The 19869-nt window shown below is 58.6% G+C and carries 27 protein-coding genes; 8 read left to right on the forward strand and 19 right to left on the reverse strand.

Features of this window, described 5'->3' with window-relative positions; all coding sequences use genetic code 11:
* Window positions 1–72 precede the first annotated feature (72 nt).
* Window positions 73–273, forward strand: coding sequence for a DUF2905 domain-containing protein (locus HPA02_RS16085; RefSeq protein ID WP_146804220.1), 201 nt, complete (start codon window positions 73–75; stop codon window positions 271–273).
* 92 nt (window positions 274–365) lie between these two features.
* Here HPA02_RS16085 and HPA02_RS16090 read toward each other — a convergent pair whose 3' ends face one another.
* From HPA02_RS16090 to HPA02_RS16100, 3 genes are all read right to left on the reverse strand, one after another.
* On the reverse strand, window positions 366–782 hold the full coding sequence (locus HPA02_RS16090) for a hypothetical protein (RefSeq protein WP_146804221.1): 417 nt from the start codon (window positions 780–782) through the stop codon (window positions 366–368).
* 100 nt (window positions 783–882) lie between these two features.
* The gene (locus HPA02_RS16095; protein WP_146804222.1) at window positions 883–1332 is read right to left on the reverse strand and encodes an N-acetyltransferase; all 450 of its coding nucleotides are present in this window, start codon (window positions 1330–1332) and stop codon (window positions 883–885) included.
* Window positions 1333–1404: 72 nt separating this feature from the next.
* Entirely contained in the window at window positions 1405–1971 is a 567-nt protein-coding gene (locus HPA02_RS16100; RefSeq protein WP_146804223.1) for a TetR/AcrR family transcriptional regulator, read from the reverse strand.
* A 97-nt stretch (window positions 1972–2068) separates the two neighbouring features.
* Between HPA02_RS16100 and HPA02_RS16105 the strand changes: the two genes are divergently transcribed.
* Window positions 2069–2551, forward strand: coding sequence for an HPP family protein (locus HPA02_RS16105; RefSeq protein WP_146804224.1), 483 nt, complete (start codon window positions 2069–2071; stop codon window positions 2549–2551).
* 452 nt (window positions 2552–3003) lie between these two features.
* Here HPA02_RS16105 and HPA02_RS16115 read toward each other — a convergent pair whose 3' ends face one another.
* From HPA02_RS16115 to HPA02_RS16170, 12 genes are all read right to left on the reverse strand, one after another.
* Window positions 3004–3444, reverse strand: coding sequence for a hypothetical protein (locus HPA02_RS16115; RefSeq protein WP_146804225.1), 441 nt, complete (start codon window positions 3442–3444; stop codon window positions 3004–3006).
* A gap of 289 nt (window positions 3445–3733) precedes the next feature.
* Window positions 3734–4144, reverse strand: coding sequence for a VOC family protein (locus tag HPA02_RS16120; protein WP_146804226.1), 411 nt, complete (start codon window positions 4142–4144; stop codon window positions 3734–3736).
* An 81-nt stretch (window positions 4145–4225) separates the two neighbouring features.
* Window positions 4226–4573 carry a DOPA 4,5-dioxygenase family protein gene (locus HPA02_RS16125; protein ID WP_146804227.1) on the reverse strand — a complete coding sequence of 116 codons (348 nt, stop codon included), beginning with the start codon at window positions 4571–4573 and terminating at the stop codon, window positions 4226–4228.
* A 139-nt stretch (window positions 4574–4712) separates the two neighbouring features.
* Window positions 4713–5168 (reverse strand): GNAT family N-acetyltransferase, encoded by a 456-nt coding sequence (locus HPA02_RS16130; RefSeq protein ID WP_146804228.1) that lies wholly within the window; start codon window positions 5166–5168, stop codon window positions 4713–4715.
* Window positions 5169–5252: 84 nt separating this feature from the next.
* Window positions 5253–5654, reverse strand: a complete 402-nt coding sequence (locus HPA02_RS16135) for a GFA family protein (RefSeq protein WP_146804229.1) — start codon at window positions 5652–5654, stop codon at window positions 5253–5255.
* Window positions 5655–5830: 176 nt separating this feature from the next.
* A complete protein-coding gene (locus HPA02_RS16140; protein ID WP_146804244.1) occupies window positions 5831–6121 on the reverse strand; it encodes a hypothetical protein in 291 nt (96 codons plus the stop codon).
* A gap of 102 nt (window positions 6122–6223) precedes the next feature.
* On the reverse strand, window positions 6224–6853 hold the full coding sequence (locus HPA02_RS16145) for a LysE family translocator (protein ID WP_146804230.1): 630 nt from the start codon (window positions 6851–6853) through the stop codon (window positions 6224–6226).
* A 97-nt stretch (window positions 6854–6950) separates the two neighbouring features.
* On the reverse strand, window positions 6951–7304 hold the full coding sequence (locus HPA02_RS16150) for a nuclear transport factor 2 family protein (protein WP_146804231.1): 354 nt from the start codon (window positions 7302–7304) through the stop codon (window positions 6951–6953).
* Window positions 7305–7386: 82 nt separating this feature from the next.
* Entirely contained in the window at window positions 7387–7866 is a 480-nt protein-coding gene (locus HPA02_RS16155) for a pyridoxamine 5'-phosphate oxidase family protein (protein ID WP_146804232.1), read from the reverse strand.
* Between the two features lie 591 nt (window positions 7867–8457).
* A complete protein-coding gene (locus HPA02_RS16160) occupies window positions 8458–9045 on the reverse strand; it encodes a hypothetical protein (RefSeq protein WP_146804233.1) in 588 nt (195 codons plus the stop codon).
* Between the two features lie 69 nt (window positions 9046–9114).
* Complete coding sequence (locus HPA02_RS16165) at window positions 9115–9453, reverse strand: tRNA-binding protein (protein WP_146804234.1); 339 nt, start codon at window positions 9451–9453, stop codon at window positions 9115–9117.
* A gap of 89 nt (window positions 9454–9542) precedes the next feature.
* Entirely contained in the window at window positions 9543–9914 is a 372-nt protein-coding gene (locus tag HPA02_RS16170; RefSeq protein ID WP_146804235.1) for a hypothetical protein, read from the reverse strand.
* 272 nt (window positions 9915–10186) lie between these two features.
* Here HPA02_RS16170 and HPA02_RS18580 point away from each other — a divergent pair, with 272 nt between their 5' ends.
* Together HPA02_RS18580 and HPA02_RS18585 are read left to right on the forward strand one after the other, a co-directional pair.
* Complete coding sequence (locus tag HPA02_RS18580) at window positions 10187–10309, forward strand: phage integrase N-terminal SAM-like domain-containing protein (protein ID WP_276508229.1); 123 nt, start codon at window positions 10187–10189, stop codon at window positions 10307–10309.
* 40 nt (window positions 10310–10349) lie between these two features.
* A complete protein-coding gene (locus tag HPA02_RS18585) occupies window positions 10350–10496 on the forward strand; it encodes a phage integrase N-terminal SAM-like domain-containing protein (protein ID WP_276508227.1) in 147 nt (48 codons plus the stop codon).
* Between the two features lie 348 nt (window positions 10497–10844).
* Here the strand turns inward: HPA02_RS18585 and trpC are convergent, their stop codons facing one another.
* From trpC to HPA02_RS16195, 4 genes are all read right to left on the reverse strand, one after another.
* Window positions 10845–11645, reverse strand: coding sequence for an indole-3-glycerol phosphate synthase TrpC (gene trpC / locus HPA02_RS16180; RefSeq protein WP_146804236.1), 801 nt, complete (start codon window positions 11643–11645; stop codon window positions 10845–10847).
* Window positions 11646–11656: 11 nt separating this feature from the next.
* Complete coding sequence (gene trpD, locus HPA02_RS16185) at window positions 11657–12676, reverse strand: anthranilate phosphoribosyltransferase (protein WP_146804237.1); 1020 nt, start codon at window positions 12674–12676, stop codon at window positions 11657–11659.
* Window positions 12677–12704: 28 nt separating this feature from the next.
* Window positions 12705–13289: an anthranilate synthase component II gene (locus tag HPA02_RS16190; protein ID WP_146804238.1), complete on the reverse strand. Its 585-nt coding sequence runs from the start codon at window positions 13287–13289 to the stop codon at window positions 12705–12707.
* A 251-nt stretch (window positions 13290–13540) separates the two neighbouring features.
* Window positions 13541–14788: an MFS transporter gene (locus tag HPA02_RS16195; RefSeq protein WP_244945950.1), complete on the reverse strand. Its 1248-nt coding sequence runs from the start codon at window positions 14786–14788 to the stop codon at window positions 13541–13543.
* A 110-nt stretch (window positions 14789–14898) separates the two neighbouring features.
* Here HPA02_RS16195 and HPA02_RS16200 point away from each other — a divergent pair, with 110 nt between their 5' ends.
* The 4 genes from HPA02_RS16200 (at window position 14899) to HPA02_RS16215 (ending at window position 19841) form a co-directional block, all read left to right on the forward strand.
* Window positions 14899–15615 carry a 4'-phosphopantetheinyl transferase family protein gene (locus HPA02_RS16200; protein WP_146804240.1) on the forward strand — a complete coding sequence of 239 codons (717 nt, stop codon included), beginning with the start codon at window positions 14899–14901 and terminating at the stop codon, window positions 15613–15615.
* 123 nt (window positions 15616–15738) lie between these two features.
* On the forward strand, window positions 15739–16443 hold the full coding sequence (locus HPA02_RS16205; protein ID WP_146804241.1) for a response regulator transcription factor: 705 nt from the start codon (window positions 15739–15741) through the stop codon (window positions 16441–16443).
* Window positions 16440–17798, forward strand: coding sequence for a sensor histidine kinase (locus HPA02_RS16210; RefSeq protein ID WP_146804242.1), 1359 nt, complete (start codon window positions 16440–16442; stop codon window positions 17796–17798). Before HPA02_RS16205 ends, HPA02_RS16210 begins: the two co-directional genes overlap by 4 nt.
* 84 nt (window positions 17799–17882) lie before the next feature.
* A complete protein-coding gene (locus HPA02_RS16215; protein WP_146804243.1) occupies window positions 17883–19841 on the forward strand; it encodes a TonB-dependent receptor domain-containing protein in 1959 nt (652 codons plus the stop codon).
* The last annotated feature ends 28 nt before the right edge of the window (window positions 19842–19869 follow it).

Raw genomic sequence — 19869 nt, forward strand, 5'->3', positions numbered from 1 at the left:
AAAACAGCAAGGCTGAAGTAAAAAAATGCCCCCATCACCGGTATCGGTGATGGGGGCATCCAGGAGGCGAGCATGAACCGCACCCTGATCCTGATTGGACTCTTGATCGTCGCCATCGGCCTGCTCTGGCCCTGGCTCTCCAAGCTGCCTTTCGGCCAGCTTCCCGGCGATATCGCCATCCGCCGCGAGAACGCCTCCTTCTATTTCCCGATCACCACCATGATCCTGATCAGCCTGGTGCTCTCGGCGATTCTCTGGCTATTCAATCGTTAGGCCAGTCGGTTAGGGGCATTCTGCGGGCTCTGCCGATGCGACTCGACACTCTCACCGCAGGATAATAACTACCGGATATCCCACGCCTGCGCTCAGCCATCAGGCCCAAGAGCACTAGGCTCAAGACGATATTTGCCGGGCTCCGCAGGATAAATACGCACGACATGCGGCTCAAAACCACCATGCGATGGGGAGATGTGGACGCTCAAATAGGGATGCCCCTCATCCCATATCCATGTCGCGGCCTCCACCACCGTCCCATAGCGCAATTCTTCCAGTTGCCGTCGCTCCATAAGCCGCCAGTCGTCCCCGGAAAGGTCGAACCACTCCAGATAAGGCTCGCTCCAACAATGCTCGGGGGAACAGATGGAGTAGACGAGAAAGCGCATCGACCCCGCCGAGGTAATCAGCCTCAACCCGGGATCCACGGGGGAACGACTCTCCGCGAAAGCCACACCCGAGACAGATAGCAGGGCAATGCATGCCAGTCGTCGAATCATATCGTCCATGAGTCAGGAAGTTCCCTAGGCGCTGCACGAGAACTGACTACGCTCGCCCATGCGGCGTGATAAATCGGCTCGTACGCGCGCCCCGATCAACAGTACTCAGTTACATCGCTAAAGCGGCGCCATCAACGCCCCGGTACTCCATCACCCACTCCGGTTGCCCGGTGTTGGCGTCCAACTGTTCGTCATGAATAACGAAGCCGTGCTTCCGGTAAAACTCGACGCTGGAGCGGTTCGCCTGGTAGACGGTCAGCGTCAGACTCTCGCGGCAGCGCTTGGCGTCCTCGATCAAGGCCGAGCCGATCCCCCTACCCTGCCGCTCCGGCGACACGAAGATGGCGGCCAGGGTCGTCTCCACCAGGCAGTAGAAGCCGCTGATCTGCCCCGCCTCCTCGAATACCCGGGTCTCGGCCGCGGGGAGATAGGCGTCTCGCATCGCCTCGACCTGGGACTCCCAGAACGCCGCAGGCACGAAATCGTGCGCCAGGATGGATGCCGAGAGCCAGATGGCCAACACCTGGTCGACATCCTCTTCTCGATAGTCGCGAATCATCCCATGCTTCCTTTTCCCTGGTAGCTTCACCCAGTGCGGTAGATGAATAACCGAACCGGCCCCCGATAACCTTTAGCCTGGCAGGATGCTATTCACTCGCTCCCGGGCTTCCGCGGCCGCCTCGAGGTTCCCCTGAACATGCGCTACCGAGATAGCGCCTTCCTTCAGCAGGACTACCAGCCGTGTGACCTCCTCTTTTCGCCCTTCCGGGAGAGGCAGCGCGTCCACCTGTGTACGAATCAGTGCGGTAATTCCCGCCTTGTGCTCGGCACAGGCCCGATGGATGGCACTGTTATGGTCCCCGAATTCAGCACTGGCATTGATAAAGAAGCAGCCATGGAAAGGCTCGAGCTCCGCTACCCGACCGTGGAACCAGTCATCCAGGGCATCAAACAGTTCCAGCAGCGCGGGCTTTCCTACTGACACACGATCCAGCCTCGAGCGTAGCCAGGCCCGGTAACTGCCGTCACGGTAGCGAATCGTCGCTTCCACCAGATGCTCCTTGCTGGGGAAGTGGTGATACAGCGTCTTCTTGGCGATCCCGGACTCCGCCAGCACCAGGTTAACCCCCACGGCGTGGATGCCACGGGAGTAAAACAACCTGAAAGCGGTGCGAACCAGCTGTTCTTGCTTATCCATGCCGCCCCTCGATTACATCGGATGAGCACAGCTTGACACAGGAAGACAGACCTGTCTACTTTGTGCAGACCGATCTGTCTCCCTTAGAGGTTTACCCATGCTCCAACGCCTACCAAGATCCCGCCACCTTGCACCCTTGATCGCCGGCTTGGGCGCCATGCTGTGTATTACGACGCTCGGCAGCCTGAGTGCCATGACGGAATCCTCCCTCTGGTTGATGGCGCCCTTCGGCGCGACCATGGTAATTCTATTTGGCCTACCGGATAGCCCCTTGGCACAACCCCGGAATGTCATCGTCGGGCACCTGTTGACCACGGCGATTGGCCTGTCAGTCGCAACCTTGATGAATATCACGCCCTGGTCGATGGGGTTGGCAGTGGGACTCGCGGTAGGCCTGATGCTGCTCACCAACACGACCCACCCACCGGCCGGGGCCAATCCGCTGGTCGTGATGCTGGCGGGCGAACACTGGGACTTTTTGCTGATGCCGGTGGCCGCGGGGGCCGTTTTGATCGTGGCGTTCGGGGTGATCTATCACCGACTGATTTCCGGACAGCCCTATCCAAAACGCTGGCTGTAAACCCTGTATCACAGGGCAATATCTTGAACAGGCTATCGCAGCCCCACGGACTTTGCCGGTTGGAGGTGATGCCCTTGGACAGGAGGGGCTTGAGCAGGATCGCTGGCACAACGCCCGTACCCGGGGTGAAACGTCGACAGGTCCAGCTTGTGCTCAATCAGATAGTGCACCACAAGCCCAAAGAGCCTGGCTGCAGCGATTCCAGGTAGCCGATGGCGACCAGAACCCACTGATCGTAGCGCGGCGCTTAAACCAGGGCATGTTGGTTGCACACTGCTTGATTTCTCGCCCCTGGCATGGCTGGAGCTTTTCTGCAGCCTCAACGCCGCCTTAAGGGGGCAGGCAGGCACGCATACAAAAGTTACCATATCGCGCCTTAGACACTAAGGCCTAATGCAAACTGAAAATGCCACGAATAACAAGTCCCTCTTGAGCGATTTTTTATGTGTAGCTCAAGGGCAGGCTTGCTCTACCTTTGGTAACTCAACCCTGTCCAACCCAACTCTAGCACCACAATAAAAGACGTACCTCGAACAATGATGGTTGTAATCCGTTATTGTCAACACATCATTTTCAAAAGAAAGCTCGAGCTCACAACTAATATTATATTCAGCCTCATCATGATTATAAATCAGACCATTGTCGACATAATCCATCCGTAGTGGTCCGTCACCACCTTCAATAGGTGATGCAATATGACAAACGTGAAGATTCGCCCCCCAGATAATCCCTTCCACCGAATAACCACTAGCAGCTCTTGAAACACTCACATAACTAGACCTAACCTCTTGCTCTTCAGATGAAAGATTGGCTATGTTCTCCGACGCCAAATAACAGCCATCAATTGAATCAGCTTTCACATAGGGAACACATAGCAAACCTAAAATAGCCATGATTTTTCGAACAACATGCTCAGAACACATAACCGATATTGCCCCTTTTTCACCATCCTCGAGATCATGCTGCTCGAAGCCCCTGAGTTACGCATCTACGATTCCCGGCATTTGAATATGTATCGTAAAGTTATGGCCATAATTTCACCCACCCCACCTAAAGCTTCGAGAAACCCATTTCTCGTAGAGTTATATGCCCATGACTTTTCATATATAATGCCCAGCGTAATCGGAAAACTTTGGAGCGTCAGCGGAACAGCAGGTCAGGGTTGACGCTATGGTTAAGCACTCACTCATGAAGCCATGGAGCATAACTCAGACCTACCAATATACCCTCAGGACTCATGAACCTTGCGACTGTCTGTCCCCACGGTTCAGTCCGGGCTTCATGGACGAAGTTCTGTCCATTCTCCTTCATTTCCCGAACCGCAGCTTCCACAGCAGCAGCATCCGCCAGCTCAAATTCAATTGTTGCTGTGGGTTCAGGAACACTATCAGGCCATTCATTCTTCCCAAAGCAAGACTGGGCTGCCATTGAGAGAGGCCATATACCAAAATGGTGAGCCCCGGGAAATTTATCCATGAAGCGATAATCATCCATCTTATACAGTGGCAGGCCCAACACATCCTGATACAGAGATATACTTGCAGCCGGATCTCTGGTTATCGAAGCGAACCCAGCAATACATTTGATTTTCATTCAACTCTCCGAGACTGATAGCATCTAACATTTTCAGCAGGAGCGCGACGCCAGGATCCCTCTTGCCTGAGTTTGATAGGCTTATAGCCCATCTAAATTTATTTCCACACTATCGCCTAGCCAGTAGGTATATTTCGTATGATCTGCCAGGTCATCACCCGTCAAAGCGTGAACCAATACACTTAACTCCCCTCTCCTGTCATCCAGCCAGGGAATAAAATCGTCAAAAGACTCAGGACCAAAAGCAATCTGACAACTCCACTTAGTATGAGGCCCTACCAGCTTCTGATGAACGCGCCCGACCTTAAAACCGAACCTCTCTCCTACTTCTTTACAAAGTCTAGAGGCAAAATCCACTGTTTCTTGATCGAAATAGACATGAGCATGATACCCTTTATTTATGCTGACTGGCTTTTTGAGGTTATTCACTTTAACTTCCCTTGGCTATAAAATAGTATAAAAACCTAACGCCGCCATAAGAGACGACCACCACGTGGTTGATTTTTATAAAGAAACGAGGAAGCAACACAAACGCAACGAAGTTTTTGGCGTCAAATTGACGATCTTATTAGCCCTTGACATCTCTACTGTAACATAAAAAAACTTCATCTTTCACCCAGCCAAGAGACTCATAAAGCTTCTGTGCAGAGTGATTGTTTTTAGCGGTAGATAGCTCCAGCCTTTTTTTACCTGATTTAATGGCATGCTCTTCAGCAGCCAGCATTAACTTTCTGGCAACACCATGTTTACGATATTCTGGTTTTACGTATAGATCGTAAAGAATATAGATGGGCATTGCATCTACCGAACAAAAAGAAGGATATAGCTGACAGAAGCCTATCGACACCCCCTTCTCCATTGCTAAAAAAACAACAAACTCTTCCCGTTCGATACGATTTTTAATAAACTCATAAGCCAAAACACAATCGGACTCTTGCCCATAGAACTGCCGGTAAAGATCAAACAACCCTGCGATATTATCAATGTCATGATCATCAGCAATCCGCACAATCAAATCATTCATCTATAGACACACTCTTGATGACTAAAAATTTATTAAGGCGTAATAACCGCGACCGCCAACAGCCGCTGGTTATGTGATACTAGCCTACTCTGGCAGGCCCTCGAACTCAGGCAGGTCACTAATTTCCGCGTCCCAAGCCGCTCTGCTCGATGTAAAGATGTGCGCAGTTGGCAACACAGAGACCTCAGTATCCAAACACCCTGCGGGAACAACGAGCAGGTCTGCAAGTTGGGTGCTTGGTAGTGCTGAGCCACACGATCTACAGAAGCTTTTGTTGTGGCGAGTACCCGGAAGCGTAAAGGTTGTCACAGCATCTACACCCGCCAGCCAGGTCAGTTTAGCTGACTGCGAGAACAAATTTGCCGCATGAGCCGACCCCGTATCTTTTTGGCAATACTCACAATGGCACAGGTAAAAGCTGTCGAAGCCCCCATGGACCTCAAATCTCACTGTGCCACACAGGCAAGAGCCAACATGCTTAGTCATAGGATTACCTTCTATGGCCTGCAGGTGGCGCACACATAACGCCGCGTCAAGTAGTGAACAACGCCACCGTTAAGATTAAATCATTGTGCCACGAATATTAAACCCTATTCAAACTAAAAACACCATGCGTTGAAAATCTTTCTTAAACGTCTTGTCATGTGCATTGTTGGCCGCATTCACTGTTGAAGCAAAAACATATATAAAACTACTGGAATCAACCCTAATAGCCAACCTATTACAGCAAAAGCGACACCCAAGTAATTTATATTATCACCTAAAAAATGAGAGATCAGCTTAACACTGAGGCCCGATGAAACCAAAAAACCTGAAACAACTAAGATCAAAGCAAAATCTATTAGAGGGTGATCAACACTTTCTCCATAAACCAATATATACGCACCAACAGTACCAGCAAAGGAAATCACTGGAGTTAGATACAAGATTAAAAACCTCGCCACTGTACCCATATATCCTCTTAGCTGAATAATCAGCTTCCACATAACGTCTTGGCTTTGCGGCGTACCGGAGCGCTAGCGAAGGTGCGTCCGACAACAGCCATTTGTTAGCTTCTACAAGGCTGGACGCTTGGCTAGCAAGGCCCACACACCGGCTGATGAAAGCAGAGCACCGCCAGCAAAATTAAACCTACGCTGCGCTTTGGTCGAGATAAGCAGCCGGCGAGCGGATGATGCGAAAACTGTGTAAAGCGTGGCATTGATGGTCGCCAAAACAACAAACGTTACCGAGAGCACCCACATTTGGAACATCCCGCTTTCACTCGGTGTAATGAATTGCGGTAAAAAAGCCACAAAGAAGACAATGCTCTTTGGATTTAGCACGGTCACTAAATATGTGTTAGCGAACAATCTCAAGTGTGACGAGTCAGGCGTCGCCTCCGGCATTTCAGTAGGTGAGAAGCCCGCAAGAAGCAGCTTGATACCAAGGTAAAGCAAGTATAAACCACCCACCACTTTCACGACCATGAACCAAAACGCAGATACTGCAAGCAAAGTCCCCAAACCCACGATTGAAGCACACAATGCAGTGGCGTCACCCATCGCGACGGCAGCCACCAGTGGAATATTGGCACGACGACCGTGAGTAACTGAATAGCTGATGACGGCCAGAATCGTCGGACCAGGAATCATTAATAGAGCCGCCGATGCGACGACAAACGCGGACCAAGATTCAATAGTCATGGGATCTCCCACTAAAAGCTAATACCTGCCATAAGCTTGCCCTCACAAGGGCGTCCAGCGGAAGGGAAAAGGTCCCGAAACAACCTTTATTACTCTATCAAATGCCACTTGGCACTACCGTTGACTGGTGATGCATCATTTTCCAGCCTCCATACTCCTTGGCCCAGATTGAACTGCGGAGGGCTACCACTTGCGATGAAGTTACAGACCGATACGTAACCAGAACATGCGTATTCCCTAGCATCTTAAAGTCGAAATCAGAAAGCTGATAGGAAATTTTTCCAGGCCTCTCAGCAGAGTTCAAAACGTCGTTCTTTTTAACCACCTCGCCAGAACTGCCAAACTCCATAAATTCATCTGAAAGAAGTTCTGAAATTCGCCTTGCATCCTTTCTAATTGTCGGATCCACGAGTTCCCTTTCAAAAGACTCAATTGTCTGGAAAGCTTCCATTTCTGATCTCCTTTAAGTCTCGGCATAAAAGACGCGAGAAACGAACTTCCGGTGTCCGTAGGAAACGAAGCTAATGGATTGGTTAGACATATTTATCCTTAGTCACACCGTAAATGCGAAGTGCTGACTTGACCTGTGAATCTTCGGTAGTTTCTGAAGGATAAAGGCTGTAGCTAGGCGCAACTATTGGTTCAGCGGCGATAGGTCTTACAATGAATATGCTATATATCGGAAATCGATCTCCCACCATCGGTAGAATTGGAGAAACCCATTGAGAATACTCAGTTTCTGACGACTTAATCTCGACTGCCGTGCCGATTATCTTGAACCCCTTTTGGACAAAAACATCAACGAAGCTAAGGCATACTTTCTGGTTTACCCTGATATTCTTTGCTGAGTGAGGTGAAGCTATATTTGCAACTACTATGCTCTGACCACCTGCAATAGCAAAAACTTCCTTCGGTGATACATTCGGCTGCCCATTTTCGTCACTCGTAGCTAACCAACAGAGCACACTTCGCTCTACCGACTCACGAACTTCGTTAGTTATTAAATCTGACACCGCACCCTCCTTGGATTGTTAACGCCCGCAGCAACGGCAGGCTAAAGTGGCGCGACTTTTGGAACAAAAGGCGTGGCGCTTTAGCCTGTCAGATTGCCTGCGCTTGTTATACGATTTACCCCCAAACTACTTGGTCTCCAATTTCACCATATTTGTAAAAATGAATGAAAGCTCGAATACCAGATTCAAGGCTAACAACCGATGATTCCGACACTGAGTCTAGCTGGTAATTCTCAATATAAAAATCGATTTTATCTTCCTCACTTACACTAGGCTCGGGGTTTACAGAGGACATCATTCCTTCAGAATTCGAGGGTATGTAGTACAGCCACGCCTTATCATCATTTATGAACAATGATAGCTCAGGCTCTTCTCTACACAGCCAAAACGCTCCATACACTTCCTTGTACCGGTACCTAAGATGCTGCCTTAGCTCTACCTAATCTTTAAGTTCATATTCATTTTCAAAGACTTGAATCTTCATATACTCACTTCGTATAACGCCGAAGCACAGCGGCGACCTTGGAGTGGCGACAAAGGAGCCACGGAAAGGGCGTCCGGCGGCCATCGGCCGCGAACTGCTGCGACTTGTTATAAATTGGCTGAGAGCACAAGCTCAGAGGCAGTGCGAGTAAAAATGTATAGATTGTCGCCCTTCCCATTAAAATCGTGGCGCAACAAACCTAGTTCAACCAATGTTTTGAGATCGTCTTCGAGAAAGCGAGGTTCCGATATTTCCATTTCTCGCTCCGTCCCGCCGAGATACATGAGGCTTACGCCATCATAGGTGTGTAGTTCAAGGATCTTGCTAGCACCCGAATTCTGAAACTGGGAAAGAATTTGTTTTGCCTGCTCAGACAGTTGACCTCCACTGGGATAAAGACCACTACTGATGTCTGAAAATCCTGGGATAAGACTTCCAAATGACGAGAGCGCAGAATCAAGGGCATCCAGTTTTTGAAGTAGCACATCGTGATTTTGGTTTAGAAGTGCTTTGATCCCAATCGTTGTCTTGGTGTTGCTCTCGATCAGATCCTTGACCTCTTCATGGTTGCTGTCCACAAGCCACTGCAAGAATTCATTGAAATCAGCTTGTTCAGCGCCTTCTCGGCTTGCTTGGAATTGCCCTAACAACCCAACAACAGAAGCGAAGGCGGTTGCAACGGAAACAGGTTCCATGCTCTCTCCTTAGTATTTATAACGCCGCAATTTGCGGCGAGCGTTAGCGAGTCCGACAACATTGCCTTGTTATGCCAGCCGTGTTCCATTCGGTAGATCCATATCAACTGTTGATAGAACTACAGAACCATCTGGACGATGCAGACCAGTGACTAAACACTCAGACATAATGGGGCCAATTTGTTTTGGTGGGAAATTTACTACTGCTAGCACCTGCTTGCCGAGAAGTTCTTCTTTTGCATATAGAGCAGTGATCTGAGCACTAGACTTTTTAATACCGATCTCTTGCCCGAAATCCACCTTTAATTTGTAAGCAGGCCGACGGGCCTCTGGGAAGTCTTCGACATCAACAATGGTTCCAACGCGAATATCGACTTTTTGAAAGTCACCCCAATCAATATGTTCCATAATTTACCTTGAGTATTTTTTGTGCATAACGCCTTGCTCACCGGAAAATTACGAGCGCAGCGAGTAATTTTTCCGAGTGCAGCAACTTGTTATACGTTTGGATTCTGATGAGGCAGCCAGCCATTGTTAATGGCATTATTGGCTACACCTGCATATTGAGTTTGTTGATGCTGAAAATTTGCTGCATGGTTGTTGCCAGCATTCATGTTGAAGTTGGTATTATTTGAGTGAACAGCTTTGTCGTAATCAGTATTGTTAGTATGAACTGTTGCATTCAAGTTCGCCTGTATTTCAGCTTCTCTTATCTCTTTTTCAATAACTGCTTTATTTGTTTCTTTATCGAACTCACTTTTTAACTCGAACAGTCGTTGATAAGCAGCTAGCAATTCCTTATTTTCAGGAGCCTCTTTAATTTGGCTTTCCAAAAATTCTCTACACTTGTTGAAGTCTTCACTATTCATAATGTCTCCTGATTTCGATAAACGTATAACAGGTATTAGGCAGCGCGTTCTATGATTGGATCAACGTGCAGGCACGTTCGTCCGACAAATATAGCCTACCATTGTCCGCCTAACCAATTGATTTTAAAACAAATTAATTATAGCTCGGCCACCTATGCAGGATTCGTGTGCTTGCGCGTTTTGCCAGAGCCAATAATAATGTATGCATATCCATGCACCAAGAGGACAGCCGTATGGATACGCACAACAGGCCCCCGAAGCTGATGGACCGGATGAAGGCCACCATGAGGGTGAAGCACTATAGCCTGCGAACCGAGAAGACCTACTGCTACTGGATTCGCTACTTCATTCGCTTCCACGGCGTACGGCATCCCGTCGTGATGGGGGGCTCCTGAGGTCAAGGCCTTTCTTGAACACCTCGCGGTAGAGCGCCATGTGGCGGCGGCCACCCAGAATCAGGCATTGAATGCGCTGGTCTTTCTCTATCGCCAGGTGCTCGAGCAGCCGCTGGGTATATCGGTGAGTTCTCCCGGGCCAAGCGGCCTCGCCGGCTGCCTGTCGTATTGTCCCACGATGAAGTAATGCGGGTTCTGGGCCAAATGAAGGTAGAGAGCCCGGACACGCTACCGCCCCTACCCTGCATCTTACGATGGCGGCCGCCATCCATGCGGTAGTCCTTGGGTCTTTGTTGTCATCCATGACCGCCTCAGCAGTCTTAGGGATTGAGAGTAAGCAAGGGAAGTGGGAGATGCAAAGGTGGGGGGGTTGGTGATTTCAGTAAGTGCTGGGTGGTATTGGCTAGCCAGCTCCAACAGAGGCGCCTGACGGCGCCAATCGCGCGGAAAATCCGCGCTCCTACAGAACTGTGATTCCGGAAACAAAAACCCCGGGCGGCGTGGGCCGTCCGGGGTTTTTTGGGGCGTGGCGGGCTTAGAAGAACAGTTGCTTCAGGGCGTCGCCGGGGCTGGGTTGGCGCATAAAGGCCTCGCCGACCAGGAAGCCGTGGACGGCTTGCTCGCGCATGCGGGCCACGTCGTCGCGGGTATGGATGCCGGACTCGGTGATCACGGTGACCTCGTCGGGGATCTGCGCCAGCAGCTCGAAGGTGGTCTCGAGGCGGGTGTCGAAGGTATGCAGGTCGCGGTTATTGATGCCGACCATGGTCAGGTCGAGGCGCAGGGCGCGCTCCAGTTCGTTGGCATCGTGCACTTCGACCAGCACGTCCATGCCGAGGGCCCGGGCCTGCTGGTAGAGGTCGGCCATGCGCGCGTCGTCCAGGGCGGCGACGATCAGCAGGATGCAGTCGGCGCCGATGGCGCGGGCCTCGCTCACCTGGTAGCCGTGGGTGATGAAGTCCTTGCGGATCACCGGCAGCTCGCAGGCCTCCCGGGCGTCGATCAGGAAGTCCTCGTGGCCCTGGAAGAAGTCGGCGTCGGTGAGCACCGAGAGGCAGGCGGCGCCGGCGGCGGCATAGTCGGCGGCGATCTCGGCGGGCCGGAAGTCCTCGCGGATCACGCCCCGGGAGGGCGAGGCCTTCTTGATCTCGGCGATGATTCCGGGCTCGCCACGCTCGATGCGGCGCTCCAGGGCCGCGACGAAGCCCCGCGGGGCGCTCTGGCGCTCGGCCAGGACCAACAGGTCGCGTTCGGCCACGGCGCGGCTGCGCTCTTCGACCTCCTCTTCCTTGCGGGCGAGGATACGGGCCAGGATGGTGGGCAGTTGGGTGGTCATCTCTCGTTTCCTCACCCCGCGAAGACGCGGGAAAAATCGGCCAGTTCCTTGAGTTTCTCCAGCGGCAGCTTGGAGTCCTGGGCGTCCTGGGCCATGGCCACGCCCTCCTTGAGGGTGTCGGCCACGTCGGCGGCATAGAGAGCGGCGCCGGCGTTGAGGGCGACGATATCCGCTGCGGGCCCCTCCCCGACCAGGGCCTCCTTGACCAGGCGCAGGCTGTCCTCGGCGGTCAGCACCTTGAGGGGCTCCAGCGACTGGCGCTCGATGCCGAACTCCTCGGGGGTGATGGTGTACTCGCGGATCTCGCCGTCCTTGAGCTCGGCGATGCGCGTCGGTGCGGCCAGGGAGATCTCGTCCAGGCCATCCTCGGCGTGGGCCACCAGCACATGGCGACTGCCCAGGCGCTTGAGCACCTCGGCCATCACCGGCACCAGCTCCGGCTGGTAGACGCCCAGCACCTGGTTGGGGGCGCCGGCGGGGTTGGTCAGGGGCCCGAGGATATTGAACAGGGTACGCACGCCCATCTCACGGCGCGGGCCGATGGCATAACGCATCGCCTTGTGGTGCATGGGTGCGAACATAAAGCCCACCCCCACCTGGTCGATGCAACGCGCCACCTGCTCGGCGTTGAGCTCCAGGGTAATGCCGGCCACGGCGAAGAGGTCGGCGCTACCGGAGGAGGACGAGACGCTACGGTTGCCATGCTTGGCCACATGGGCGCCGCCGGCCGCCGCCACGAAGCTGGAGGCGGTGGAGACATTGAAGAGGTTGGCGCCGTCACCGCCGGTGCCGACGATATCGACGACGTTCTCGGTCTGGACCGTCACCGGGATCATCAGCTCGCGCATCACCTGGGCCGCGGCGCTGATCTCCTCCGGGGTCTCGCCCTTCATGGAGAGGCCGATCAGCAGGCCTCCGATCTGGGCATCGGTGGCCTCGCCGGTCATGATGGCGCGCATCACCGCGTAGGTCTCGTCGAAACTCAGGTGACGGCCCCGCATCACCGCATCGATCGCTTCTCGCATCTGCATCGTTGGGTCTCCTTGCGATCCGCGGCGCTTAGCCACGCTTGAGGAAGTTGGCCAGCAGCTCGTGCCCCTGGCGGGTAAGAATCGACTCGGGGTGGAACTGCACCCCCTCCACGTCCAGGGTCTTGTGACGCAGGCCCATGATCAGCCCCGGGGTGACGTCATCGTCGTCCACCCAGGCGGTCACTTCCAGGCACTCGGGCAGGCTCTCGGCGGCCACCACCAGGGAGTGGTAACGGGTCACCTCGAGGGGGTCCGCCAGGCCCTCGAAGACGCCATGGCCATGGTGGCGCACCAGCGAGGTCTTGCCGTGCATCACCTGGGGGGCGCGCACCACCTCGCCGCCATAGACCTGGCCGATGGCCTGGTGGCCCAGGCAGATGCCGAGGATCGGCAGCTTGCCGGCGAAGTGACGGATCACCTCCAGGGAGATGCCCGCCTCGTTGGGGGTGCAGGGCCCGGGGGAGATGACGATATGGCTCGGCGCCAGGGCCTCGATCTCCTCGAGGGTGATGGCGTCGTTGCGGTGGGTGATCACCTCGGCCCCCAGCTCGGCCAGGTACTGCACCACGTTGTAGGTAAAGCTGTCGAAATTGTCGATCATCAGCACGGACATGGCGGTATGGTCCTGTTTTTTGGCGTGTGTCCAGTTGGCTTGGGAAAGGCTACCCAAAGGTGACCCAGATCATCCTCGGTATTGTTTCGCCAGCCGTGCAGGAAGCCCAGACACAAAAATGCCGCCCTGCAGGCGGCATCGTCATTCAAGACACGAGGGTGCCGCCCCACCTTAGGAGCGCCACCACTGGCTCGAATGCATGTGATCTGGAGTCTTCATGCCGGCTATGTTGCGGCCGGGGCGACGAGCTGTCAAGGCGCCCGCGGGGGCGCGACGCCCCGCCGGGACGCCAGGGCGAAGCCGAGCAGCCCGACCACCGGACCGGGAACCAACAGCCAGGCGGCATCCAGGCCGATGTGCTCGAACAGGGCCGTTGTGGCGGCGATCGAGACCACGGTGATGGAAAAGCCGATGGAGTTCTGCATCGCCAGGGCCGCCCCGACCAGCGCCGGCGGGCAGGCCTTCGCCGACAGGGCGGAGAACTGCGGCGAATCGGCCACCACGGTCGCCCCCCACAGCAGCAACAGCAGGCCAATGGCCGGGGCCGACAGCTCTCGCCAGTAGAGGGCGAAGACCAGGGCACAGGCACCGGACAACGCCAGGGCCGCCAGCGCCACCCGGGCGCTGCCGACGCGCCGGGACAGTACCCCGCCGACCAGGCAGCCCAGCGCCCCGACGGCGATGATGGCAAATGCCAGGCCCGACACCCCGAGCCCGGGGTACTGGCCGGCCAGGGGCGTATGCAGCACCAGCAGCGGTACCACCGTCCAGAAGGCATAGAGCTCCCACATGTGCCCGAAGTAGCCCCAGGCGGCGGCGCGGAAGCGTGGGATCCTGAAGGCCTCGAAGACGCTCGGTCGCCGTTCCGCCCCGCGACTCGCCGAGGCGCCCCTTCCCCGGGGCAGATGGGGCCCATCCCCCAGGCGATGGATCAGCAGCGCCCCCAGCAGGGCGAGCGCCGAGGAGGCGAGGAGGATCCACTGCCAGGGCCAGTCGCTCCCCACCTCACGCAGCAGGTGCGGCAGGGCCGTGCCGAGGGTCAGCATGGCGACCAGCTGCGCCAACGCCGCGCCGGTGCGCTCGGGCGCCCAGCCGACGATCAGCTTCATGCCCATGGGATAGATGCCCGCCAGGCAGACGCCGACCAGAAAGCGCAACAGCAGGCCGCTGGCCAGCCCCTCCGCGAACCAGGCGAAGGCGGCATTGAAGAGCGCCCCAGCGATGGCGCTGGCGACGAAGATCCGACTGGCTCGATAGCGATCCGCCAGGCCGGCGACAGCCAGGGTCAGGGTGCCGAGAATAAAGCCCGCCTGCACCGCGCTGGTCAGCCAGCCGATATCCGCGGCACTGGCCTGCCAGGCATGCCTCAGGCCGGGCGCCGCGCCGTTGGCGCTGAACCACAGCGAGGTCCCGAACAACTGGGCGACGGCGATCGTCGCGACCGCCCCACCCCCTCGCCGGGCGGGACGATCCGCCCTCCCGGAATCCTGCGCGCTCACCCTCATCGACGCCCCCATCACCGGTCAGCGGCCATGATACGGCGCACGCTCGCGCGCCGTCGAGGCGCCCGGCGGTCGTGCCGGGCCCGGCTTCGTGGCAGAATTCGCCCATGACCGAGACACCCTCCTTCTGCGGCCCCCTGGCGATCCAGCGGCCCTTCGACCTTGCCGACGGCTGCCTGGTGGCGACCCGCTTCGCCGCCGAGGCCCTGACCGCCGATGCCTTCACGACGGCCGGCATCGCCCTGCCCCCACGCCTGGCGGCGGCGGCCGCCAAGCGCCGGGCGGAGTTTCTCGCCGGGCGCCTGTGCGCCCGTCAGGCGCTCTGGCAGCTGGATGGTCGCTGGCAGGCCCCGGAACTGGGCGAGGACCGCGCCCCGCGCTGGCCGCAGGGCTGCGTCGGCAGCATTACCCACACTCATGGCTGGGCCGCGGCCCTGGTGGCGCCGCGATCGGCCTACCACGGCCTGGGGCTGGACGCCGAGCGGTGGCTCGACGACGCGGAGGCCGCGCGCCTGGCGCGCCGGGTGCTGACCCCGGCGGAGCGGGCGCGCCTCCCCGCCGACGAGGCGGCGCTCGCGGTCACCCTGACCTTCTCCCTCAAGGAGAGCCTGTTCAAGGCCCTCTACCCCCTGGTGGGGCGACGCTTCTACTTCCCCGATGCCGAGCTGCTGAGCTGGCACCCCGATGGCCGGGCCCGGCTGCGCCTGCTCGGCGACCTGGCCCCGGCCTGGCCCGCCGGCCGCGAGCTGGACGGCCACTTCTGCCACTGGCAGGGTCAGCTGCTTAGCCTGGTGACGATTCCCGCCCCGCGGCCCGATCACTGACCCCGGTCGCCGCCCTCCTCTACCTGCCCATACATCATCCATCGCCCCGCATGGCGCGACTTGTCAGGCCTCGCTCGGCCACATATGATAACGCTTATCAAGTGCATAAGAAGCGAATAATCAATGCCTTCTGCCACCTCGTATCGGCCACGCATCCTGGTGATCGAAGATGACCGTACCCTCAATGGCCAGATCGCCCGCCTGCTCGAGGACAAGGGCTATCGCACCCAGCAGTGCTACGAGGGTGAAGGCGGGCTGCTCTCGGCCCTCGGCCAGGGCTTCGATCTGATCCTGCTCGACGTGCTGCTGCCCCGGCTGGATGGCTTCGAGGTGCTCAAGCGGCTGCGCAAGACCCGCCAGACCCCGGTGATGATGCTCACCGCCTGCGGCGCCGAGGAGGAGCGCATCCGCGGCTACCGTCGCGGCGCCGACGACTACCTGCCCAAGCCCTTCGGCTTCACCGAGCTGCAGCTGCGCATCGAGGCATTGCTGCGCCGCACCCTGGGCCACACCGACCAGCGCGCCGACCCGGACGAGCTCTGCGTCGGCCCCCTGAGGCTGGCCCGCGGCGACCTGGCGGTGCACTACGCCGACACCGCCATCGCCCTGACGCCGATTCAGTTCCGCCTGCTCTGGGTACTGCTGCTTCACCAGGGCGAGGTGCTCAGCAAGCCCTACCTCTACCAGTTGGTGCTGGAGCGAGAATTCAGCCGCTACGACCGCAGCCTGGACATGCACCTGAGCCGGGTACGCCGCAAGCTGGTGGACGCCGGCATGGCGGCGGATCGCCTGCAGACCGTCCACGGCAAGGGCTACTGTTTCCTGTGAATCGCCGCCTGTTCTGGAAACTCTGCGGGCCCCTGGCGCTGGGCACCCTGGCGCTGGTCTGGGTGATCAGCTTCCTCGGCGCCGAGACCGAGCAGCAGATGAGTTTTATCGCCGAGCGCCATCAGCAGACCCTCAAGCAATGGGGTGCCACCGCCGAGCGCCTCCATGCGGCCGGCGACGAGGCGGCCCTGGCCGACTGGCTGGAGGCCTTGCAGGCCCGCGAGGAGACCTGGGCGGCGGTGGTGCGCTCCGATATCCGTCCCCTGGCCGGCAGCGAGCTCTCGGCGCAGTTCCGGGAGGGCTTCCGCCTGGGCCGTCACGTGGAGTGGAAGATCCACCTCTACTTCGCCGACAACCCCATCATGGACCTCACCTTCGCCGACGGGCGGACGCATTTCCTGATCACCCTGCCCCAGCGCATGCGCCCCGGCGGCCACCTCCCCGAGGTCAAGCTGACCCTCAAGGTGGCCCTGCCGCTGGCGGTGCTGGTGCTGCTCTCGGTGGTGATCTATCGCCACCTGATGCACCCGCTGCGCCAGCTGGAACTGGCTACCCGGGCATTCAGCGAGGGCAACCTGGGGGTGCGGGTGCGTGCCCTGCTGGGCAACCGCAACGACGAGTTGACCGCCCTGGCGGCCACCTTCGATCGCATGGCCGAACGCACCGGCGAGCTGATCCTCACCCAGCGCCGGCTGATCGCCGACCTCTCCCACGAACTGCGCACCCCCCTGACCCGTATCGACATGGCGCTGAGCTGCGTGGAGGAGGGCATCGAGACCCAGCACTTCCTGCCGCGCATCCGCCGCGAGTGCCGGCTGATGCGCGCCCTGGTGGAGGACACCCTGACCCTGGCCTGGCTGGAGAACGAGAAGCCGAGCCTCGACCAGGACAGCCTCGACCTCACCGACCTGCTCGACAGCGTGATCGACGACGCCCGCTACGAGTACCCCGACCACCGGCTGGACGCCGAGCTCCCCGCCCAGGCGGCGATCCACGGCAGCAGCCAGCGGGCCCTGGCCCAGGCGGTGGAGAACGTGATCCGCAACGCCTGTCACTACACCCCCGCGGGGGGCCGGGTGCGGGTCGCCCTGAGCACCGAGGCGCACGGCTACCGGCTGGACGTCGACGACCAGGGCCCCGGGGTGCCCGATGACCAGCTCGAGCGCATCTTCCAGCCCTTCTACCGCACCGCCCAGGCCCGCGACGACAAGCCAGACGGCCATGGCCTGGGGCTGGCCCTGGCGCGCCGCCAGTTGGAAGCGGTGGGCGGCTGGATGCGTGCCGAGAACCGCCCCGCGGGGGGGCTGCGCATGACGCTATGGTTCCCGGCGACTCGTTCCGTCGCCGAGGCGTAACAAATGTAAAAGCGGTTCACATCCGCGGCGGGGTAAACAAGAATGCGCCACAAATGAGAATCCATATCACGCAGAGGAGCCATCATGTCCCCCGCCCCACGCTTTCCCCGTCACCCCCTGTGCCTGGCCATCGCCCTGCTCGGCGCCAGCCCCCTGGCGCTGGCCGAGTCGACCCAGGACCTCGACACCCTGGAGATCACCGCCGAGCGCCTGGCCGCCGACCGGGTGGTCGATGAGGCGGATATCGAGCGTCACCAGGCCAATGACCTGAGGGACACCTTCGCCGGCCAGCCCGAGGTGGCGGTGGGCGGCGGCATCGGCATCGCCCAGAAGGTCTATGTGCGCGGCCTGGAAGATACCCAGCTCAACGTCTCCATCGACGGCGCCACCCAGGCCGGCACCCTCTTCCACCATAGCGGCCGTCTGGCGGTGGACCCGGAGCTGCTCAAGCGCGTCGAGGTGGACACCGGCGCCGGACGCGCCACCGCCGGGGCCGGCGCCCTGGGCGGGGCGATCCGCTTCGTCACCAAGGACCCGGACGACCTGCTGCGCGACGGCGAGCGCCTCGGCGCCCTGATCAACCTGGGCAGCTTCTCCAACGGCGAGGGCTACCGCGCCAGCACCACCCTCTTCGGTCGCTTCACCGACGACTGGAGCGGCATGGTCTCGCTGCGCCAGAGCGACCAGGACGAGTACGAGGACGGCGACGGCAACCGCATCGACGGCACCGACGCCACCCAGGAGCTGGGCCTGTTCAAGCTGGTGGGCCGGCTGGGCGGCGGCCAGACCCTGCGCCTGAGCCATGAGATCCGCACCGACGAGGGCACCCGCCCCCAGCGCCCCCAGTGGGCCATCAGCGGCTTCAACTCCCTCTATCAGCTGGACGGCCGTCGCGAGACCACCACCCTCAACTACGGCCTGGCCCCCGCCGACACCCCCTGGCTCGACCTGGACCTCACCCTCTACCACAACGAGTCGGAGATCGAGCAGAACGTGGTCGACCGCTGGGGACGCTACTTCGGCTTCACCCGCAGCACCGGCGGCGACCTGCGCAACACCAGCCGCCTGGGCGCCCATACCCTCACCTATGGCGTCGACCACCGCCGCGACCGGGTCAACGCCGGCGGCGAGGACGACCCGCGGGCCGAGCAGGAGTCGGGCCGGGTGACCGGCGTCTATGTGCAGGACGACTACCAGATCACCGAGGACCTGCTGCTGAGTGCCGGGGTGCGCTACGATCACTACCGCCTCACCGACGCCAATGACCAGCGCTTCCGCGAGGAAGCCGTCAGCCCCAACGCCAACCTCCGCTGGCAGGCCCTCGACGGCCTGACCCTGCACGCCGGCTATGCCGAGGCCTTCCGCGGTCCCAGCACCCGCGACACCTTCAAGATCGATCGCGCCCAGAACGCCCCGGGGCTGAGCGGCGAGACGGCCCGCAACACCGAGGTCGGCTTCGACTATGTCCTCGGCGACCTGACCCTGGCGGGGGAGGTGTACCGCTCCACCATCGAGGACGCCGTCGCCGACCGCCTGTTCGGTCCATCGATCTACGACAACATCGGCGACCTGGAGTCCGACGGCTACCGCCTCGAGGCCCGCTACCAGTGGGGTGCCCTCCACGCCGGCCTGGGCTTCCACCACAACGACGCCACCCTGGACGGCGATCCCCTCACCGTCTACGAGCACAACCTGATGGGCAACACCATCGGCGACACCTGGGTCGCCGACCTGAGCTACCAGTGGAGCCCGAGCCTGGAGTTCGGCTGGCGCGGCCGCTTCGTCGAGGGTATCGACGGCCTGGAGACCTCGGTGGGCCGCATCGACAAGCCGGGCTATGGCGTCCACGACGTCTTCGTGCACTGGTTGCCCACCGACAGCGAGGACCTGCGCCTGACCCTGGCGGTGCACAACCTCACCGACCGCCAATACCTGGATCACGCCAGCAATGCCGACTTCCAGCATATCCCCGGCTACGAGGGGGTGGTGGGCCTGCCGGAACCGGGCCGCGATGTGCGCCTGGGCCTGGTGATGCGCTTCTAGGCTATGTCCGAAAACTGGCTGCGCTCGG

This window comes from Bisbaumannia pacifica (assembly GCF_007989625.1).
In the GTDB taxonomy this organism is placed as follows: Bacteria; Pseudomonadota; Gammaproteobacteria; order Pseudomonadales; family Halomonadaceae; genus Bisbaumannia; species Bisbaumannia pacifica.

What these genes read in the sequence shown, in the direction of transcription:
- HPA02_RS16085 (WP_146804220.1), top strand. Translation starts at nt 73, where the DNA reads ATGAACCGCACCCTGATCCTGATTGGACTCTTGATCGTCGCCATCGGC.
- HPA02_RS16090 (WP_146804221.1), bottom strand. Translation starts at nt 782, where the DNA reads ATGGACGATATGATTCGACGACTGGCATGCATTGCCCTGCTATCTGTC.
- HPA02_RS16095 (WP_146804222.1), bottom strand. Translation starts at nt 1,332, where the DNA reads ATGATTCGCGACTATCGAGAAGAGGATGTCGACCAGGTGTTGGCCATC.
- HPA02_RS16100 (WP_146804223.1), bottom strand. Translation starts at nt 1,971, where the DNA reads ATGGATAAGCAAGAACAGCTGGTTCGCACCGCTTTCAGGTTGTTTTAC.
- HPA02_RS16105 (WP_146804224.1), top strand. Translation starts at nt 2,069, where the DNA reads ATGCTCCAACGCCTACCAAGATCCCGCCACCTTGCACCCTTGATCGCC.
- HPA02_RS16115 (WP_146804225.1), bottom strand. Translation starts at nt 3,444, where the DNA reads ATGGCTATTTTAGGTTTGCTATGTGTTCCCTATGTGAAAGCTGATTCA.
- HPA02_RS16120 (WP_146804226.1), bottom strand. Translation starts at nt 4,144, where the DNA reads ATGAAAATCAAATGTATTGCTGGGTTCGCTTCGATAACCAGAGATCCG.
- HPA02_RS16130 (WP_146804228.1), bottom strand. Translation starts at nt 5,168, where the DNA reads ATGAATGATTTGATTGTGCGGATTGCTGATGATCATGACATTGATAAT.
- HPA02_RS16135 (WP_146804229.1), bottom strand. Translation starts at nt 5,654, where the DNA reads ATGACTAAGCATGTTGGCTCTTGCCTGTGTGGCACAGTGAGATTTGAG.
- HPA02_RS16140 (WP_146804244.1), bottom strand. Translation starts at nt 6,121, where the DNA reads ATGGGTACAGTGGCGAGGTTTTTAATCTTGTATCTAACTCCAGTGATT.
- HPA02_RS16145 (WP_146804230.1), bottom strand. Translation starts at nt 6,853, where the DNA reads ATGACTATTGAATCTTGGTCCGCGTTTGTCGTCGCATCGGCGGCTCTA.
- HPA02_RS16150 (WP_146804231.1), bottom strand. Translation starts at nt 7,304, where the DNA reads ATGGAAGCTTTCCAGACAATTGAGTCTTTTGAAAGGGAACTCGTGGAT.
- HPA02_RS16160 (WP_146804233.1), bottom strand. Translation starts at nt 9,045, where the DNA reads ATGGAACCTGTTTCCGTTGCAACCGCCTTCGCTTCTGTTGTTGGGTTG.
- HPA02_RS16165 (WP_146804234.1), bottom strand. Translation starts at nt 9,453, where the DNA reads ATGGAACATATTGATTGGGGTGACTTTCAAAAAGTCGATATTCGCGTT.
- HPA02_RS16170 (WP_146804235.1), bottom strand. Translation starts at nt 9,914, where the DNA reads ATGAATAGTGAAGACTTCAACAAGTGTAGAGAATTTTTGGAAAGCCAA.
- HPA02_RS18580 (WP_276508229.1), top strand. Translation starts at nt 10,187, where the DNA reads ATGAAGGCCACCATGAGGGTGAAGCACTATAGCCTGCGAACCGAGAAG.
- trpC (WP_146804236.1), bottom strand. Translation starts at nt 11,645, where the DNA reads ATGACCACCCAACTGCCCACCATCCTGGCCCGTATCCTCGCCCGCAAG.
- trpD (WP_146804237.1), bottom strand. Translation starts at nt 12,676, where the DNA reads ATGCAGATGCGAGAAGCGATCGATGCGGTGATGCGGGGCCGTCACCTG.
- HPA02_RS16190 (WP_146804238.1), bottom strand. Translation starts at nt 13,289, where the DNA reads ATGTCCGTGCTGATGATCGACAATTTCGACAGCTTTACCTACAACGTG.
- HPA02_RS16200 (WP_146804240.1), top strand. Translation starts at nt 14,899, where the DNA reads ATGACCGAGACACCCTCCTTCTGCGGCCCCCTGGCGATCCAGCGGCCC.
- HPA02_RS16205 (WP_146804241.1), top strand. Translation starts at nt 15,739, where the DNA reads ATGCCTTCTGCCACCTCGTATCGGCCACGCATCCTGGTGATCGAAGAT.
- HPA02_RS16215 (WP_146804243.1), top strand. Translation starts at nt 17,883, where the DNA reads ATGTCCCCCGCCCCACGCTTTCCCCGTCACCCCCTGTGCCTGGCCATC.